Origin of the sequence: Aureimonas jatrophae, assembly GCF_900104035.1 — a bacterium.
Lineage (GTDB): Bacteria > Pseudomonadota > Alphaproteobacteria > Rhizobiales > Rhizobiaceae > Aureimonas > Aureimonas jatrophae.
In genome coordinates, this window is sequence record NZ_FNIT01000003.1 from 339,892 (window position 1) to 355,645 (window position 15,754).

Annotated in this window: 18 protein-coding genes and 1 tRNA gene; 10 read left to right on the top strand and 9 right to left on the bottom strand. The window is 60.7% G+C overall.

Annotated features, from left to right (window positions below; all coding sequences use genetic code 11):
- Positions 1 to 129 precede the first annotated feature (129 nt).
- From BLQ76_RS09315 to BLQ76_RS09340, 6 genes are all read left to right on the top strand, one after another.
- Complete coding sequence (locus BLQ76_RS09315; RefSeq protein WP_170842535.1) at positions 130 to 672, top strand: ubiquinol-cytochrome C chaperone family protein; 543 nt, start codon at positions 130 to 132, stop codon at positions 670 to 672.
- Complete coding sequence (locus BLQ76_RS09320) at positions 669 to 1,241, top strand: YceD family protein (RefSeq protein ID WP_090672279.1); 573 nt, start codon at positions 669 to 671, stop codon at positions 1,239 to 1,241. The genes BLQ76_RS09315 and BLQ76_RS09320 overlap by 4 nt, the downstream gene beginning before the upstream one ends.
- Before the next feature lie 63 nt (positions 1,242 to 1,304).
- On the top strand, positions 1,305 to 2,390 hold the full coding sequence (gene plsX, locus BLQ76_RS09325; protein ID WP_090672282.1) for a phosphate acyltransferase PlsX: 1,086 nt from the start codon (positions 1,305 to 1,307) through the stop codon (positions 2,388 to 2,390).
- An 8-nt stretch (positions 2,391 to 2,398) separates the two neighbouring features.
- The gene (locus BLQ76_RS09330; protein ID WP_090672720.1) at positions 2,399 to 3,364 is read left to right on the top strand and encodes a beta-ketoacyl-ACP synthase III; all 966 of its coding nucleotides are present in this window, start codon (positions 2,399 to 2,401) and stop codon (positions 3,362 to 3,364) included.
- A gap of 95 nt (positions 3,365 to 3,459) precedes the next feature.
- Complete coding sequence (locus tag BLQ76_RS09335) at positions 3,460 to 3,804, top strand: integration host factor subunit alpha (RefSeq protein WP_090672285.1); 345 nt, start codon at positions 3,460 to 3,462, stop codon at positions 3,802 to 3,804.
- Between the two features lie 3 nt (positions 3,805 to 3,807).
- Positions 3,808 to 4,338: a MerR family transcriptional regulator gene (locus BLQ76_RS09340; RefSeq protein WP_090672288.1), complete on the top strand. Its 531-nt coding sequence runs from the start codon at positions 3,808 to 3,810 to the stop codon at positions 4,336 to 4,338.
- A 79-nt stretch (positions 4,339 to 4,417) separates the two neighbouring features.
- Here the strand turns inward: BLQ76_RS09340 and BLQ76_RS09345 are convergent.
- Positions 4,418 to 4,494 (bottom strand) — tRNA-Pro (locus tag BLQ76_RS09345).
- A 142-nt stretch (positions 4,495 to 4,636) separates the two neighbouring features.
- Here BLQ76_RS09345 and BLQ76_RS09350 point away from each other — a divergent pair.
- Positions 4,637 to 4,981 (top strand): RidA family protein, encoded by a 345-nt coding sequence (locus BLQ76_RS09350; protein WP_090672291.1) that lies wholly within the window; start codon positions 4,637 to 4,639, stop codon positions 4,979 to 4,981.
- Between the two features lie 48 nt (positions 4,982 to 5,029).
- Here BLQ76_RS09350 and BLQ76_RS09355 read toward each other — a convergent pair whose 3' ends face one another.
- On the bottom strand, positions 5,030 to 6,556 hold the full coding sequence (locus BLQ76_RS09355; protein WP_090672293.1) for an undecaprenyl-phosphate glucose phosphotransferase: 1,527 nt from the start codon (positions 6,554 to 6,556) through the stop codon (positions 5,030 to 5,032).
- Between the two features lie 139 nt (positions 6,557 to 6,695).
- Complete coding sequence (locus tag BLQ76_RS09360; protein WP_090672297.1) at positions 6,696 to 7,259, bottom strand: polysaccharide biosynthesis/export family protein; 564 nt, start codon at positions 7,257 to 7,259, stop codon at positions 6,696 to 6,698.
- Between the two features lie 164 nt (positions 7,260 to 7,423).
- Between BLQ76_RS09360 and BLQ76_RS21685 the strand changes: the two genes are divergently transcribed.
- Entirely contained in the window at positions 7,424 to 9,364 is a 1,941-nt protein-coding gene (locus tag BLQ76_RS21685; RefSeq protein WP_139183972.1) for a GumC domain-containing protein, read from the top strand.
- A gap of 5 nt (positions 9,365 to 9,369) precedes the next feature.
- Here BLQ76_RS21685 and BLQ76_RS09370 read toward each other — a convergent pair whose 3' ends face one another.
- Positions 9,370 to 9,582 (bottom strand): DUF2842 domain-containing protein, encoded by a 213-nt coding sequence (locus BLQ76_RS09370; protein WP_090672303.1) that lies wholly within the window; start codon positions 9,580 to 9,582, stop codon positions 9,370 to 9,372.
- Positions 9,583 to 9,778: 196 nt separating this feature from the next.
- On the opposite strand from BLQ76_RS09370, the gene BLQ76_RS09375 reads away from it, so the two are divergent.
- Positions 9,779 to 10,870: a COX15/CtaA family protein gene (locus tag BLQ76_RS09375; RefSeq protein ID WP_090672306.1), complete on the top strand. Its 1,092-nt coding sequence runs from the start codon at positions 9,779 to 9,781 to the stop codon at positions 10,868 to 10,870.
- A 3-nt stretch (positions 10,871 to 10,873) separates the two neighbouring features.
- On the opposite strand, the gene argC is transcribed toward BLQ76_RS09375, so the two are convergent.
- The 4 genes from argC to rplM all read right to left on the bottom strand — a co-directional run bounded on the left by argC (position 10,874) and on the right by rplM (position 13,849).
- On the bottom strand, positions 10,874 to 11,809 hold the full coding sequence (gene argC, locus BLQ76_RS09380) for an N-acetyl-gamma-glutamyl-phosphate reductase (RefSeq protein ID WP_090672309.1): 936 nt from the start codon (positions 11,807 to 11,809) through the stop codon (positions 10,874 to 10,876).
- Entirely contained in the window at positions 11,806 to 12,798 is a 993-nt protein-coding gene (gene speB / locus BLQ76_RS09385) for an agmatinase (protein WP_090672312.1), read from the bottom strand. The genes argC and speB overlap by 4 nt, the downstream gene beginning before the upstream one ends.
- Before the next feature lie 116 nt (positions 12,799 to 12,914).
- Complete coding sequence (gene rpsI, locus BLQ76_RS09390) at positions 12,915 to 13,385, bottom strand: 30S ribosomal protein S9 (RefSeq protein WP_090672316.1); 471 nt, start codon at positions 13,383 to 13,385, stop codon at positions 12,915 to 12,917.
- Positions 13,385 to 13,849, bottom strand: coding sequence for a 50S ribosomal protein L13 (rplM, locus tag BLQ76_RS09395; protein ID WP_090672319.1), 465 nt, complete (start codon positions 13,847 to 13,849; stop codon positions 13,385 to 13,387). Before rplM ends, rpsI begins: the two co-directional genes overlap by 1 nt.
- Positions 13,850 to 14,108: 259 nt before the next feature.
- Between rplM and BLQ76_RS09400 the strand changes: the two genes are divergently transcribed.
- On the top strand, positions 14,109 to 14,459 hold the full coding sequence (locus BLQ76_RS09400; protein ID WP_090672322.1) for a cupin domain-containing protein: 351 nt from the start codon (positions 14,109 to 14,111) through the stop codon (positions 14,457 to 14,459).
- On the opposite strand, the gene BLQ76_RS09405 is transcribed toward BLQ76_RS09400, so the two are convergent.
- Positions 14,446 to 15,675, bottom strand: coding sequence for a cytochrome P450 (locus tag BLQ76_RS09405; protein ID WP_170842536.1), 1,230 nt, complete (start codon positions 15,673 to 15,675; stop codon positions 14,446 to 14,448). The two genes, BLQ76_RS09400 and BLQ76_RS09405, sit on opposite strands and share 14 nt — an antisense overlap.
- Between the last annotated feature and the right edge of the window lie 79 nt (positions 15,676 to 15,754).

Sequence of the window (15,754 nt, forward strand, 5' to 3'; positions counted from 1 at the left end):
CGGGACATAAAGAACCGGGCCGGGTCTTCGCTTCCCGCAGGGTTGCGACTTGGTAAAGCAGTCGGCAAAACGTTGCAATCAGCCAGCGCACATGCGAACCCCACGCGGAAGTTGGGCACAGGAACAGATATGCTCGAGGCCTTTCGCAGGCGGCGGCGAAATCGTGAAGTCGTGGAACGGCTCTGGGACGACATCGTCCTCCGTGCGCGGCAGCCGGAGCGGTTCGAACAGGGCGGTCTGCCCGACACGGTTCTGGGGCGGTTTGAGTCACTCGGCTTGGAAACGTTCCTGTTTCTGCGACGCTGCTCCAACGATCCCCGCCTCACAGAGCTTTCACAGGATGTCGTCGACCGCTTCATGACGGATCTCGATCACTCGATGCGTGAGCTCGGGGTAGGCTACCTCGCGGTGCCCAAGCGGATGCGGAAGTTGGCGGGTCGCTTCTACGCCCGCGTTCAAGCGCTCGAGGCTCCTCTCGCCCTGCGAGATAGAAACGCGCTGGCTCATGCGCTTTGCGATACGGTTTTCCGCGACGCGGAAGGTGGCGATCCCAGCAAAGCGCCGCAATTGGCCGATCAGCTGGTAGCCGGATCGGACTGGTTCGACCGCCTTCCGGTCGACAGCATTCTTACAGGTCAAATTTCCCCATCAACCAAAGGTTTTGGTCGATGACGACCTCTGCTCCCGCGGCCGATGTGATGCCGATCTCGTTCGACGTCAGCGTCACCAAGCTTCCACAAAATGGTATGCCGGTTCGCTTCGCTCCGGATGCAACCGAACGAGAGGCATTGGCTCGTTTCCTCGGCATTGTCGACGTGCCCAATCTGACTGCCGAACTCGTCGTGAAGAAGTGGAAGCGTGATGGCGTCGAGGTGACCGGCCATCTTCGTGGTCGTATCGTCCAAGAAAGTGTGGTGACGCTCGAACCGGTCGAGCAAGACATCGACGAGGCCGTCGACGCCATCTTCGTACCGGAGGGTTCAAAGCTGGCGCGAATCTCTCCCACGAGCGACGGTGAACTGCATCTCGATCCCAACGGTGACGACATACCGGAGACGTTTCGCGGTGACCGCATCGACCTCGGCGCCTATCTCTGCGAGGCTGTCGCCTTGGCGCTAGAACCGTATCCGCGCGAAAGCGACGCAGCCTTCGAGGAATACGATACGGATCCAAACCCCGAAGACGGTAAGGTGTCGCCCTTCGCTGCTCTCGCAAAACTCAAGGGAGCGTCCTCGTCATAGCGAGGTTCACGATCCTATCTGACGACCAGCACCTCGTCCTTCCCGTATGAAAGTGAGCATGTCTTGGACTCGAAGACAGCGATCAGAATAGCCCTCGACGTGATGGGGGGCGATCATGGCCCCGACGTCATTCTCGCAGGCGCCGACATCGCCCTTGAGCGCCATCCCGACATACAGTTCTCGCTCTTCGGCCGCGAAGCGGATGTTCGCCCCATACTGGAGCGCTTTCCACGTGTCGCGGAGCGCTCGACCTTCCGTCACTGCGATGTCGCGATCCGGATGGACGACAAGCCGTCGCAAGCTTTGCGCCAAGGTCGCAACAAGTCTTCGATGTGGCTGGCTATTGAAGCGGTGAAGACCGGCGAAGCCCAAGTTGCGGTTTCGGCGGGAAATACCGGTGCGCTGATGGCGATGGCGAAGTTCTGCCTGAGGACGATGGCCAATATCGAGCGCCCGGCTATCGCTGCGATATGGCCGACGATCCGAGGTGAGAGCATCGTCCTCGACGTCGGTGCAACGATCGGAGCCGACGCACAACAGCTCCTCGATCTGTCCGTCATGGGCGCTGCCATGGCGCGCGCCCTCTTCCACATCGAACGTCCAACTGTTGGTCTACTGAATATCGGCGTCGAGGAAATCAAAGGGCAGGACGAGATTCGCGAAGCTGGCCGCCTCCTCAAGGAGGGCGAGATCCCAAATCTCGACTACCGAGGATTCGTGGAAGGTACAGACCTCGGCAAGGGAACCGTCGACGTCGTTGTGACCGAAGGGTTCACCGGAAACATCGCTTTGAAGACGGCAGAGGGAACCGCACGACAGATCGCATCCTACCTCCGAGCGGCGATGACACGGACCTGGCTCGCGCGTCTGGGTTACATCCTTGCGAAGAGCGCTTTCGACAGGCTTCGCGACAAGATGGATCCGCGGAAAGTGAATGGTGGCGTGTTTCTTGGCCTCAATGGTGTCGTGATCAAAAGTCACGGAAGTTCCGATGCAGAAGGGACCGCCGCTGCAATCGACGTTGCCTACGCAATGGCGGCCAATGGACTGCTAACGAAGATCGAGACCGATCTGAGCGAAGTCTACGCGCGAATGGCGGTCTCGTCCGCGAATGTGCCCCCCCAGGCGCAAGATGAGGCCGTGTCGTGACCGGAAATCTGCGCTCGGTCGTTCGGGGGACCGGATCCTGCCTACCGGAGCAGGTGCTGACAAATCTGGATCTCGAAAGCCGCGTCGAGACATCCGACGAATGGATCCAGCAGCGAACCGGCATTCGCCAGCGGCACATCGCCGGAGAAGGCGAGACGACCGTCACATTGGGCGTGATGGCGGCCCGCAACGCACTCACGCAAGCCGGTCTGACGCCAGATGACATCGACCTGATCATCGTTGCGACTGCGACGCCCGACAAAACCTTCCCGGCATCTGCCGTTCATATCCAGCAACGCCTGGGCATCACCCGCGGCTTCGCATTCGACATGCAGGCGGTCTGCAGCGGTTTCGTCTACGCGTTGACGACCGCCGACCTCTACCTACGCTCCGGAATGGCTCGTCGCGCCCTCGTCATCGGTGCTGAAACCTTTAGCCGTCTCGTCGACTGGTCGGATCGGACAACGTGCGTTCTCTTCGGTGACGGGGCTGGCGCGCTGGTGTTGGAGGCGCAGTCCGACGGGGACGCGACGGGTAGGGGCGTGCTCGTGTCGAAATTGCGCTCGGACGGCGTTCACAGCGAGAAGCTCTACGTCGACGGCGGCCCGTCATCGACAGGGACGGTCGGTCACTTGAGGATGGAAGGTCGCGAGGTTTTCAAGCATGCGGTGGGTATGATCACGGACGTGGTCTATGACTCGCTGGACGCCCTGTCTCTGACGTCAAACGACATCGACTGGTTCGTCCCCCATCAAGCGAATCGCCGCATCATCGATGCGTCAGCGAAGAAGCTTGGTATCGAGCCAGAGAAAGTCGTTATCACCGTCGATCGGCATGGCAATACCTCGGCCGCATCCATCCCCCTGGCCTTGGACTTTGCCGTCCGGGACGGGCGCATCAAGGCCGGCGACCTCGTTCTGCTGGAGGCGATGGGTGGCGGCTTCACGTGGGGTGCCGTCATCGTGCGTTGGTAAGGCGCGCGGTTGATCTGACAGACCTTTTCGGTATTTTCAGCGAACCGTTCGCGTCGGCCGAGCGGATGGCACCCAAGTGGCAGCAGGGGAATCACATGGGAGACAGAACGGTGACGCGGGCCGATCTGGCCGAGGCGGTGTTCCGCAAGATCGGCCTCTCGCGGACCGAGTCGGCGGAACTGGTGGAATCGATCCTTGAAGAGATCTGCATGACGATCGCCCGCGGTGAGGCCGTGAAGATTTCGTCCTTCGGCTCCTTCCTGGTGCGTGAAAAGAATGAGCGTGTCGGGCGCAACCCTAAAACAGGCGAGGAGGTACCGATCTCGCCGCGACGTGTGACGGTGTTCAAGCCGTCCAACGTCATGAAGGATCGGATCCTCGCCGCTCACGGCATCCTGCCCGGACGCGAGGATGTTACGGCGCTCAAGGCCGCGGAATAAGACATGGCAACGGAGAAGGCGGCGGACGCTTTTCGGACGATTAGCGAGGTCGCAGAAGAACTCGACCTGCCGCAGCATGTCTTGCGTTTTTGGGAGACCAGATTCCCCCAGATCAAACCGATGAAACGCGGCGGGGGACGACGCTACTATCGGCCGGATGACGTCGAGCTTCTGCGCGGAGTTCGTTACCTCCTCTACGTTCGCGGCTTCACGATCCGCGGCGTTCAGCGCATCCTAAAAGAAAGCGGCAACAAGGCCGTGATGGCGATCGGCGGCGGCGACCTGCGGAGCCTCGATACACTCGCAGTCAGCCAAGCTGTGATGAGTTCAAATGGAACGCCTCAGGTCGACGCTGACCATGGGGTAGATGGCACTGGCGCCACCTCCCGTGCCGGGTTGTCGAACCTGTTGAGGCGCGAGAGGGGTGAGTTCGGTCGTCCCGGTTCGAACATGGATTCCGGTGACGCCGCGAGCCTCAACAGCGTCATTCTCGAGCTGCTTGAATTGAAGCGGCTTCTCGATCAGGTCCGGTAAACGGCGAACGCACGAGCGAAAGTCGAGTGGCCCAGCTCGATGCTATGGGTGCAAGCTGCGATGCGAGACCTTGTCGTATTGGTCGGAGCGAGAGGATTCGAACCTCCGACCCCCTGAACCCCATTCAGGTGCGCTACCAGGCTGCGCTACGCTCCGATGCGTTCCCCTTTAGAAGAGTCGGTAGCGAAGCGCAAGTCATGGGTCGCCTCGTTAGGCGACATGGCAGCACGGAAGGGTACACACGGGACGGCAAACGAGTTACGAGCGATGTCGTTTTCGGATATCCAAGGGTACCAGCATGAGCATTCAACGCCTCGAGGCCGGCCGTCGCATGAGCGGCGCCGTGGTGCATGGCGACACCGTCTATTTGTCGGGTCAGGTAGGCAACGCGGGGGACGACGTCACGCAGCAGACCGTAACGGTGCTGGAGCGTGTCGATGCCCTTCTTGCCGCTGCCGGAACGGACAAGTCCAAGCTTCTGCAGGCGACCATCTGGCTTGCGGACATGAACGACTTTGGCGCGATGAATGCCGTGTGGGATGCGTGGGTCGATCCGGCGAATACGCCGGCTCGCGCAACGGGGGAATCGAAGCTCGCGGCTCCGGATTATCTTGTGGAGATCATCGTCGTCGCGGCACGCTAGGCGCTCGCAACATCGGCTTGCCTGCGTCACCGTGGGCAAGCTTTCGGATCAGTAGGCACCTTGGGGACGAACAAGGCTGATCGGGGTGACGGCCAGAATGTAGACGTCGAGCAGAAGCGACCAGTTCTCGATGTAGTACAAGTCGTGCTCGAAGCGCCTCTGCAGCTTTTCCCCCCGATCGATCTCGCCGCGCCATCCTTTCACCTGCGCCCAGCCGGTGACCCCTGGCTTGACCTTGTGACGCCCGAGATAGCCGTCCACGATTTCCAAGAACGTTTCGTTCTCGCTGGAAACGGCGTGGACTGCATGCGGACGAGGTCCGACCAACGATAGCTCGCCCGTCAGCACGTTGAAGAGCTGCGGCAACTCGTCGATCGAGCTGCGGCGTATGAAACGACCGACACGTGTCACGCGCGGATCATTGCGGGTCACGAGTTTCTTAGCGGTCGGATCCGCCATGTCATGACGCAACGACCGAAACTTCCAGACGTTGATGGTTTCGTTATTGAAACCATGCCGCTTCTGGCGAAAGAACACTGGACCGGGCGTGTCGAGTTTGATCGCGATAGCCGTGCCGACGAGGATGGGCGACAAGACGACAAGGGCGACGGACCCTACAACCACGTCGAAGAGGCGCTTCACGATCGCGTCCCAGTCCGTCATCGGACGGTCGACGACATCCAGCATCTCGACGCCGCCAACCCGGGAGCGCCGCGCACGGAAATTCATCGTGGCGGACGATGCGGCCAGCCGTATGTCGATGGGAAGGATCCACAGCGTCTTCAAGATCGACAGGATTCGGCGCTCTGCTTTCAGCGGTAGCGTCACGACCAACATATCAATCTTGGCGAGTTGCACGAACTCGGCCAACTCTCCGATACTACCGAGTTTCGGGTAACCGGCGACGATCGGTGGCGAGCGTCGATCGTCACGGTCATCGAAGATACCGCAGATACGGATGTCGCTGTCGGGCTCCCGCTCCAACTGACGAATGAACGTCTCGGCTGCTCCGCCGCCGCCAACCAAAACCACACGGCGTTCGATGACTCCGTTTCGAGTCCATCGGCGGATGGATGCGCCAACGAGCGCCCGGAAGGGAAGCGCTGTTGAAAGAGCGAGGGGAAGGTAGGACGCCACCCAGAACCATGGATCTACAAACCCGAGTACGCTCCACACCAACGCCAGCAAGCAGGTCGAGAGAACGATCGCTGTGCCGATCCGGCCGAGCTGCTGCCACCTCGAGCGAAGCTTCGGCGGATCGTAGGAATGGAGAATGTCGGCTACTGCAACCGTCAGGAATGCTAATGCCGCCAGCCCTAACACAAGGCTGACTGGGGTTCTGGGAAGTCCAGTCCAGGCAATGGCGAACCCACCGATGAGCAGGAATTGAACGAACTCTGCGCCGCGATACAAACCGCCCACAAGGCGTGACGACAGGATCGGTTTGCCGAACTGTCGCAAGGCACGGCGAGCTGATGGGCTCAGACTTGTCGGGTTTTGGACGCGGATTTCGGCTTGGAACGTCCGGATCGTCTCGCGATCAAATATCCGCACGTCAGCAGGATCAACCGTCACGTTACCATTCCCGACGCCAGGAGCTTCAAGACAGATCAGGCCATGGAAGACCGATCTTCGTGAGCCGGGATGGTACGGACGAAGGGCTAAATCTTCCTCACGACGTCAGCCGTCATTTGAAGGAATGCCCATGATGGCGTCAAAACAGGCGTTCCCGGACGGTCACGGTATCGCCCGGAAGCACCGGATCGGAAACTAGAACCCGACCCGTCACGACCTGTCCGTTGACCTGGCGCGTGATGTCGACGGTGCGGTGATCGGCTCGCGGCGAGAAGCCGCCGGCTATGGCGACGGCATTCTGCGCCGTCATACCTGGCACGTAGGAGTATTGTCCGCCTGTCGTTACCTCACCCATAACGAAGAACGGGCGGTACTGGTCGACCTGCACGGAGACGTCAGGATTGCGCAGAAAGCCGTTGGCAAGCGCTGTCGTGATCGCATTCTGCACGTCACTTGTCGTGCGACCCCGTGCAGCGACCGATCCGACTAGCGGCAACGCAAGGTAACCCGCCTTATCGACAGCATAGGTATTCGTGAGGCTTTCTTGCTCGAAGACCGTCACCCGGACTCGATCTCCAGCGTCAAGGCGATATGGCTGATTGAGAACGGCATGGAAGGCAGGAGAGGGTGGTTTGGCCGTCGTGCAACCGCCAAGGATTAGCGCCAGAAGCCCGATCGCCAACGCATATCCCGACCGGACCATTTCTATCTCCACACAGCCAGGGACTTTCCGGTCAGAGACCGTTGCGTCACATTTACGGCGGTTAGGGTTAATGCTTGGTAAAACAATCGCCGCCTTGTGGTGATACCCGCCGATCCTATCCTGCGGCAGACATTCTCGGCCGAGTCTTATCGAATGGAACAAGGGTGACGAAGCAGCCGAACGATCTTGACGGGAGTGTCGAGCGACATGGTCCAGCCGAAGTGGCCCGGCGGTCGATGATTGTTTTGGGATCCACCGCAGCCTTCGGCTTGGCCGGTTATCTGGCCACTCTGCTTGTGCCGATCGGCTACACCGCGAAATTAGGTCTCGATAGTTCCAAACCTTTGCTATCGCGTGATCATCTGGCGCAAGCCATCGCAACTGAACCTCTGGCCGCCGTGTCGGGTGACGGGACGCAACTTCGCGTAGCGGCGAGTGCTGCGACCGAAGCGGAAGCTAGGTCGATCGCCGAGCAGGCGGCCGCACGGATTGAAGCGCGTTTGGCGGAAGTCTCACGGGCGTCTGCCATAGCCACTAGGCAACCGACCATCGAACTGCCGACCGTACCCCAGGAAACCGCAAGCGCGACCGGAAAGGAAGAGATCGCCAACGCATCGGCTTCGTCGAAAAGCGCCGCGGATTTACGGGCATCTGCGAAGTCCGCTCGCGAGGAAGCCGCGGGCTTGGAAAAACGCATCGCAACGCTGGAAGTCGACCTCGGACCAAACGCGGATCAACTCGCGTCTGCCATAGCCGCGGAAACGAAGGCGCGAGCCGCCCAATCGAGTATCGATCGCCTGCGTGCAGCCATATCATCGTCGCGGGCCGGGCAGACCCTAGCAGCAGTCAGCCCACCTCCGAACGGTTGGGCAGAGTGGGTCCGATTGTCGGATGATCGCGCCAGATTGCAAAACCAGGTGTCAGTCCTGTCAAAGACGCTACTGGATGGGCATCCTCGAATGGCGATGGCACGACTGCGACTTGCAGACCTCGATACCCAGGTCCGCACGAAACAGCAGGAGGTGATGCGATCGCTCGACATCCAGCAACGCAACGCCCAGGCCCGCGTTGCGGAAGCCGGTCGCCGCTTGGATGCACTACGAGCAGCCGCGCTAGACGCGGAGAAAGCCCAGCAGAAGCGACGCGAGTATCAACAACAACGCGACGTGGCTCTTCGCTTGGCAGAGCGTTTGGAAGCGTCGGCGGATGCCATCCAAGCTGCGCTTACACAGCCGGCGGGTGCCCCTCCGACCGCTGAAGCCAAAGCTACACGAACCGCACCTTCTGCACCGTTGGCACCAAACCCGCCTGCGTCCCTACCGCCAGAGTTCACTCGCACGTGGATGCCGTCTACGCCGCAGCATGCCGATCCCATTCCAGTCTCGGCCGCGTCGGCGCTGTTTGGCTTCCTCTTCTCCGCCGTCGGTCTGTTCCTGATCGGCAACCGGCGACATGGCGGGAAACAGTCCGCTGTCTTGCCGACAATGCCGCACGTCGCTCCGAATGCATTCGTGCCCGACGCACCGCGATCGAAGCCGTTCGACGTGACTCCTATCGACGACGTGATCGATGCGGCCATATCGAGCAACGTCTCGAGGATTATGCTGGCCGGAGAGACGGGCACGACATCGACTCCGCCGCTAGCGGTGAACATCGCTCGTAGATTATCGCTACGTGGCCAGTCAGTCGCACTTGTCGACATGTCTGATAGCCAAGCCGCTGCGCGGACGATGGGCGTTGGCGCGAACGCTCCGACCATCACCGATCTCATAGAAGGTCGTGCCAGCTTCGCGTCCGTGGCAGCGAGAGATTTTGCAACCCAAGCCGAGATCGTTCCCGGCGGAACGTCGGCGAATGGATCACCGCTCGATGCGTCATTTGAGCGCCGCAACGTGCTCGACTTCGTCGAGAAAAGTTATGAGGCGATCATAGTCGACTGCACCGGTATTACGCCGGACCGGCTCGCTTCCATGATGGATGCCGATGCCGCCCTACTCGTCGCGGTCGATGCGTCCTCTGTCGAACGTGTTCAACAGCGTATCGATGCCCTCAAGCAAGTCGGCCTAGGCGACATGATCCTCGTCAGCGAGAACAAAAACGGCTGACCGTGCTACCGACGGCGCGGTTCCCGCTCCATCCAACGGATCAAGAAGATGGCGGGTACGATCCACAATAGGCCGGTCACGAGGAAATATAAAAGGTGAACGTAACCAGGCGCCTCGCCCAGGTATAGAGATGCGTACGCCGTTGCGAATACGGCATAGATAATGACGAGAGCGAGAAGCACGAACGTGCCGATCAGTTTCTTGAGACGTACGGGCATACGCCGTTCCTGCCTTCTAGTCGGTCATGGGTCCATGCGACCCATTCGCGCTTGCCAAACGGAACCGTATGGTTTGAAACCCGGATCCGAGAGGGGGAGCGGATCGCCTACGGCATAGCGATCCGTAGGCGCGATTGCTGGCGAAAGAAAGGGTAGGGCCAAGAAGCGCACGCAAGTGTCGCAAGGTCCGTCTACGATGAGCACACTCGCACTCCCTGCATTCGATCACCGAACCCTTGCAGATCCGCGGATCGCGAGAAACCGGCAACATGTCCGCCGTTGGCTCTATGCCGTCGCGCTTCTGATTGTGGCGCTGGTCGTAGTGGGTGGAGCGACGCGTCTCACAGAATCCGGGTTGTCCATCACGGAATGGAAGCCGATTCACGGCGTCGTTCCGCCGCTCTCGGCCGCGGAATGGCAGGAGGAGTTCGACCTTTACAAACAGATCCCGCAATACCAGGTGATCAACCGAGGCATGAGCCTCGGCGAGTTCAAGACGATCTACTGGTGGGAGTGGGCGCACCGCTTCCTTGCCCGAAGCGTTGGCTTCGCGTTCGCGGTTCCGTTGGCGTTATTCTGGCTCACCGGTCGATTGGAGAGGTGGCTGAAGCCGCGCCTCGTCTTTCTCCTGGCGCTGGGCGGGATCCAGGGAGGCATCGGCTGGTGGATGGTCGCGTCCGGCCTCGTCAACCGGACGGATGTCAGCCAATACCGACTGGCCGTTCACCTCACGATGGCCTGCATCATCTTCGCATCGACCCTTTGGATCGCGCGAGGTTTGCAAGCGAAACCCTTGGCGTCACCGGCGCCGCCAAGCTCCCTGTACGTCGGTATCCTGCTCACGCTTCTAGCTCTGACCCAGATCTATCTCGGCGGCCTGGTCGCCGGACTGAATGCCGGGCTCAGCTTCAACACTTGGCCGCTGATGGATGGACAACTCATCCCAGCGAACCTGTTCGTGATGTCGCCAGCTTGGCGGAACATGTTCGAGAACGTGATGACGGTGCAATTCGTCCATCGCGCGGGCGCCTATCTCCTGTTCATGGTCGCCGCCATTCATGCCGTCGCCGCGTGGATGCGCATGCGTGGATCGCATCATGCCAAGGGAGCTGCTCACTTGGCGGGTCTCGTGACGATCCAGGCAAGCTTGGGGATCACGACGCTTCTTCTGCACGTGCCGATCGGCTGGGCGCTCCTGCATCAAGCAGGTGCGCTGGCGGTCCTAGCAGCTGCCGTTTTCCACGCACGGGACATGCGCGGCGCTTATCCGGTACGCGCAATGCCTTGATAGCTAGCGAGCGGCAAGCATCAGATCCATGTTCTGAACCGCGGCGCCGCTGGCTCCCTTACCGAGATTGTCCAGCAGGGCGACGAGATTGAATCTGGCGCCGTCCTTCGACGCGAACACATGCAGACGCATACGATCCGTTCCAGCCAACTCGGTCGGATCGAGACGTGATAAGGCGGCGGTTTGGGAGCGATCGGCCACTTCAACGAGGTTCGACCCGTCATAATGGGTCGTGAGTGCGTCACGGACGGTTTGCTCGCTCGCACCTGCCAGCCACTGGCTATGGAGCGGCACCTGGACGATCATTCCCTGCGCAAATCGCCCTACGGACGGCGCGAAGATCGGATCGGCGTCAAGTTTAGCAAAGACGCGCATCTCCGGAAGATGCTTGTGGTTGAGATCGAGGCCATAGAGGAAATGGGGCGCCACGATATGGTCGGCTCGGGTCGCGTCCTCCATCTGAGCGATGAGCTGTTTGCCACCGCCTGAATAACCCGAAACAGCATTCACCGTGACCGGGGTCTCCCCCGATAGCAGACCCGCATCACGGAGCGGCCTCAGCAATGCAATGGCGCCCGTCGGGTAACAGCCCGGGTTGCCGACATAGCGTGCGGCACGAATGCGTGCTGCTTGATCCCGATCGAGTTCGGCAAATCCATAAACCCAATTCGGATCGACACGATGGGCGGTACTCGTATCGATGATGCGAGTGGACGGTTCGTTTTCCAGCATTGCGACGGCTTCGCGCGCCGCATCGTCCGGTAGGCACAGGATAGCAATATCGGCCCGCCGCAGCATCTCCTCGCGTAGTGCCGGATTCCGCCGCTCGGCTTCGGGAACCGACAGCAACTCGACGTCCTGCCGCTGCGACATGCGCGCACGGATCTGCAGACCGGTCGTACCGTGCTCACCATCGATGAAAACGCGTGGGGTCGTCATGACGTCGCCTCCGCTGAACGGATTCCAGCTCGAAACCCCTGCGATGCAAGAATGCCGAGAATGTACATGGCGACGGCCGAGCCAGCCACCGCAGTGATGTCGGCGTGATCGTAGGCCGGTGCAACTTCGACGACATCGGCTCCTGCTAGAGGCAGGGCGCGAAGGCGGCTAAGAACCGAGAGCATTTTCGCGCTCGACGGTCCACCGGAAACGGGCGTTCCCGTACCCGGAGCGTACGCCGGATCGAGACAGTCGATGTCGAAGGTAAGATAGACTTTTCGACCGTTCGTTTTTTCGGCGATGCGCTGCGCGACGACGTTCGCAGACATATCCTCGAGTTCGAGTCCGAAAAGGATCTCGATGCCTTCGTCAGTCGGTGCGTGGGTTCGTATGCCGACCTGCAAGGACGCCGCTGGATCAATGAGACCATCCCCCACCGCTGCCGATACGAACGACCCGTGATCGACCCGCAGGCTGCCGTCCGGACCCATGGCCAATGGCCACGTATCTTGATGGGCATCGAAATGGACAAGAGCGAGAGGCCCGTGCCGGTCGGCATGCGCCTGAAGCAGAGGGTACGTGATGGAGTGATCGCCGCCAAGCGACAGCAGAAAGGCACCGGACGTCAGGATGTCCTTTGCTTGCTCCCGGATGCGGGCGTGAGCCATCTCAGGAAGTCGATAGTCGAGAAGGCAATCTCCGTAGTCGGTCACCGCCATCGCTTCGAACAGATCGCGCTCGAAAGGGTATTGCGGATCGTTGTCAAAGATAGCCGAAGCCCGTCTGAGCGCTTGCGGACCGAAGCGCGCGCCAGAACGGTTCGAAACCGCGGAATCAAATGGGACGCCCCAGACCACGACATCGGACGTGCCGAGATCCTTCGTGAAGCGCCGACGCAGGAATGACAGAGCCCCCGCATAGGTTGGATCGCCTGCGGGACCCAACGTCGACGTTGCGGTGAAGGCATGGTCAATCGAGCCGGACGGCATGGCATTCCCCAACAGCACGAAACGCTTCGACGACTTGCGAGATGGACCGATCGCGCGTCACAAAAAAGGGCCTCGGTTTCCCGAGGCCCCGATCAAATCCGAAAAGTTCGGATGGATTAACGCTTCGAGAACTGGAACGAACGACGGGCCTTCGCGCGGCCGTACTTCTTGCGCTCGACCGTACGGGAATCGCGCGTCAGGAAGCCACCCTTCTTCAGAACCGAGCGCAGACCCGGCTCATAGAACGTGAGGGCCCGGGAGATGCCATGACGCACGGCACCAGCCTGCCCGGAGAGACCGCCCCCGGCGACCGTGACGATGATGTCGAACTGACCGTCACGGCTCGCGGCGACGATCGGCTGACGCAGAACCATCTGCAGAACCGGCCGAGCGAAATAGGCCAGATAGTCCTTGTCGTTCACCGTGATCTTGCCGGTTCCCGGCTTGACCCATACACGAGCGACAGCGTCCTTACGCTTGCCGGTCGCATACGCGCGTCCATAGGCATCGAGCTTCTGGACATGGACGGGGGCCGCTTCCGCGACGTCTGCTTGGGCGAGGCCCTGGAGCGAGCTCAGATCGGCCATTATGCAGCCCTCGCGTTCTTGGAGTTCAGGGCCTTCACGTCGAGCGTCTCAGGCGACTGAGCGATATGGGGATGTTCGGCACCAGCGTAGACGCGCAAGTTGCCGAGCTGACGACGACCGAGCGGCCCGCGGGGGAGCATACGCTCCACCGCCTTCTCGAGCACGCGCTCCGGGAAACGGCCCTCGAGGATCTCTCGCGCCTTGCGCTCCTTGATGCCGCCCGCATACCCCGTGTGCCAGTAATAGGTCTTGTTCTGGCGCTTCTTGCCGGTGAACACGACCTTGTCGGCGTTGACGATGATGACGTTGTCTCCGTCGTCCACATGCGGTGTGAACGAAGGCTTGTGCTTGCCGCGAAGGCGAAGAGCGACGAGCGATGCGAGGCGGCCGACCACAAGGCCGTCAGCATCGATCACGATCCACTTCTTCTCCACCGTCTCGGTCTTCTGCGAGAAGGTCTTCATGAGGAACCTTTGGGTTGGTAGATCTCAGAGCCGCGGCACGCCGCAGCCGATTTTCGAGGTTAAGGCGAAGGCCTTGACCGATGCGCCTTCCATAACGAAGCGATCGCGGTATAGCAATACGATGCGGTGCCCATTTGAGACGGTAATTATGATGCCAAAACAACAGGTTGACCTTTGAGGTACCATGATACCTGTCAATGAGGGGCTGTTTGTATAACGGTTCTGAGTTTTCACAAACGGCGGCGAACGGGGACATGACATGAGCAACGTTTGGATGCTCGCCGTATCGAGCGACGACGTCTCACCGGAGCTCGGTTCACCAAGGCCGGAGCGTATCTTGGTTGGTGAACCGAAGCACCGCACATGGAACGTCGAGGATGACGGTGAGGGAACGTATGCGGGCCTCTGGGAGTCAACCCCGGGTGAGTGGCGTATCGAGTACGATGAGTGGGAGTTCTGTCACATCATTTCAGGCGAAGGGACCGTAACCCACGATGATGGGACGACATTGCGCTACGGACCAGGCGACGCCTTCGTGCTGAGGCCTGGTTTCCGTGGAACGTGGCGCGTCGATCTGACGACGCGCAAGCATTATGTCATCCGCACCTAACAGGCAGCCGCTCGACACCCCGGAAGTGGAAGCTGTCGCGAAAGAGCGGTGGCGCTGCGAGTCGGAGGCTCGGTACTTCCTCCCGGAGGACGCGGAAAGCGATTTGAAGTTCGAGCCGCGCTAATGGCGCCCCAATGCAAAAATGGGGACCGGCTCCGAACGACACGTGCGGCTTCTGCCGGCGTTGCGGATCAAACCGCTCGGGATCGTCGAAGACATTCGGATCGTGGTTCGCCGCCGCCAGCAGGAGCGCGATTTCCTGTCCCCGGCTGATGTGAACGCCATTTGCGATCTCGGCATCAACCAACGCGGTTCGCTTGAAAACATGAAGCGGCGTATCGTGCCGCAGCATCTCTTCAACGATCGCTTCGGCGTCGTGGGTGTCGTTCCATGCGTCCGCAAGCTGCGTTCCGTCGGATAGCAGGCTCGCCAAGCCGTTGCCGATTTGGTGGACGGTCGCCTCATGACCGGCATTCAAGAGCAGAACGACCAGCGATACGACCTCGTCTGAGGACAAAGGATCGTCACTTGATGCGGCAAGCGTCGCAAGAAGACCGGTGCGTTTGGTTGAGCGGGTCGCCGCGATCGCGTCATTGAGGAAGGTGGCGAACTCTCGGGACGACCGTTCCGCGGCCAGTTCCTCGACCTCGGTCCGGCCGAACCGGTACATCGCGACCATGTCATGGCTCCATTGCAGAAGGTCGGGAGCAGCCGCCCGTGGCACGCCAATGAGGTCCGCAATGATCGCAACGGGCAGGGGCTCCGCGAACAGTGTGACCAAGTCGCCGTCACCTTGCGAGCGAAGACGCCAAGCCAGGTCGCGTGCCGTATCTTCGATGGTCGGTGCCATGGACTCGATCGCCCGTGTGACGAAGGCTCGAGTCAGCCGCGAGCGCAGTCGGGCATGTCGCTCTCCGTCTAATTCGAGAAGAGAATGGCGTTCGAGCGAAGCGAAAGCCGGCATGTGTGGCGGGAAACGTTCGCTTTCCGGTCTGTCAGGCGCAACGCGGACGAAGCGGCGGTCCTTCAGAAGGGCCGACACGACAGGGTATGATGCGACGGCGACACAACCGGCGTCGTCCCAGAAGGCGATCGGAGCTCGGCGGTGGAGTTCCGCGTAAGTCGGGTACGGATTCTGAAAGAAGGTTGGGTCGCGTGGATCCAGCCGGAAGGATGACCGGTCGGCGGCGAGATGAAAAGTCGTGGGAAGGGCCATGCCCCTTGTGTGCGCAGGCATATGCCAGACGCAAGAAGGGCGACCCACTTGGGCCGCCCCACGCAGTGACGAATGTCAG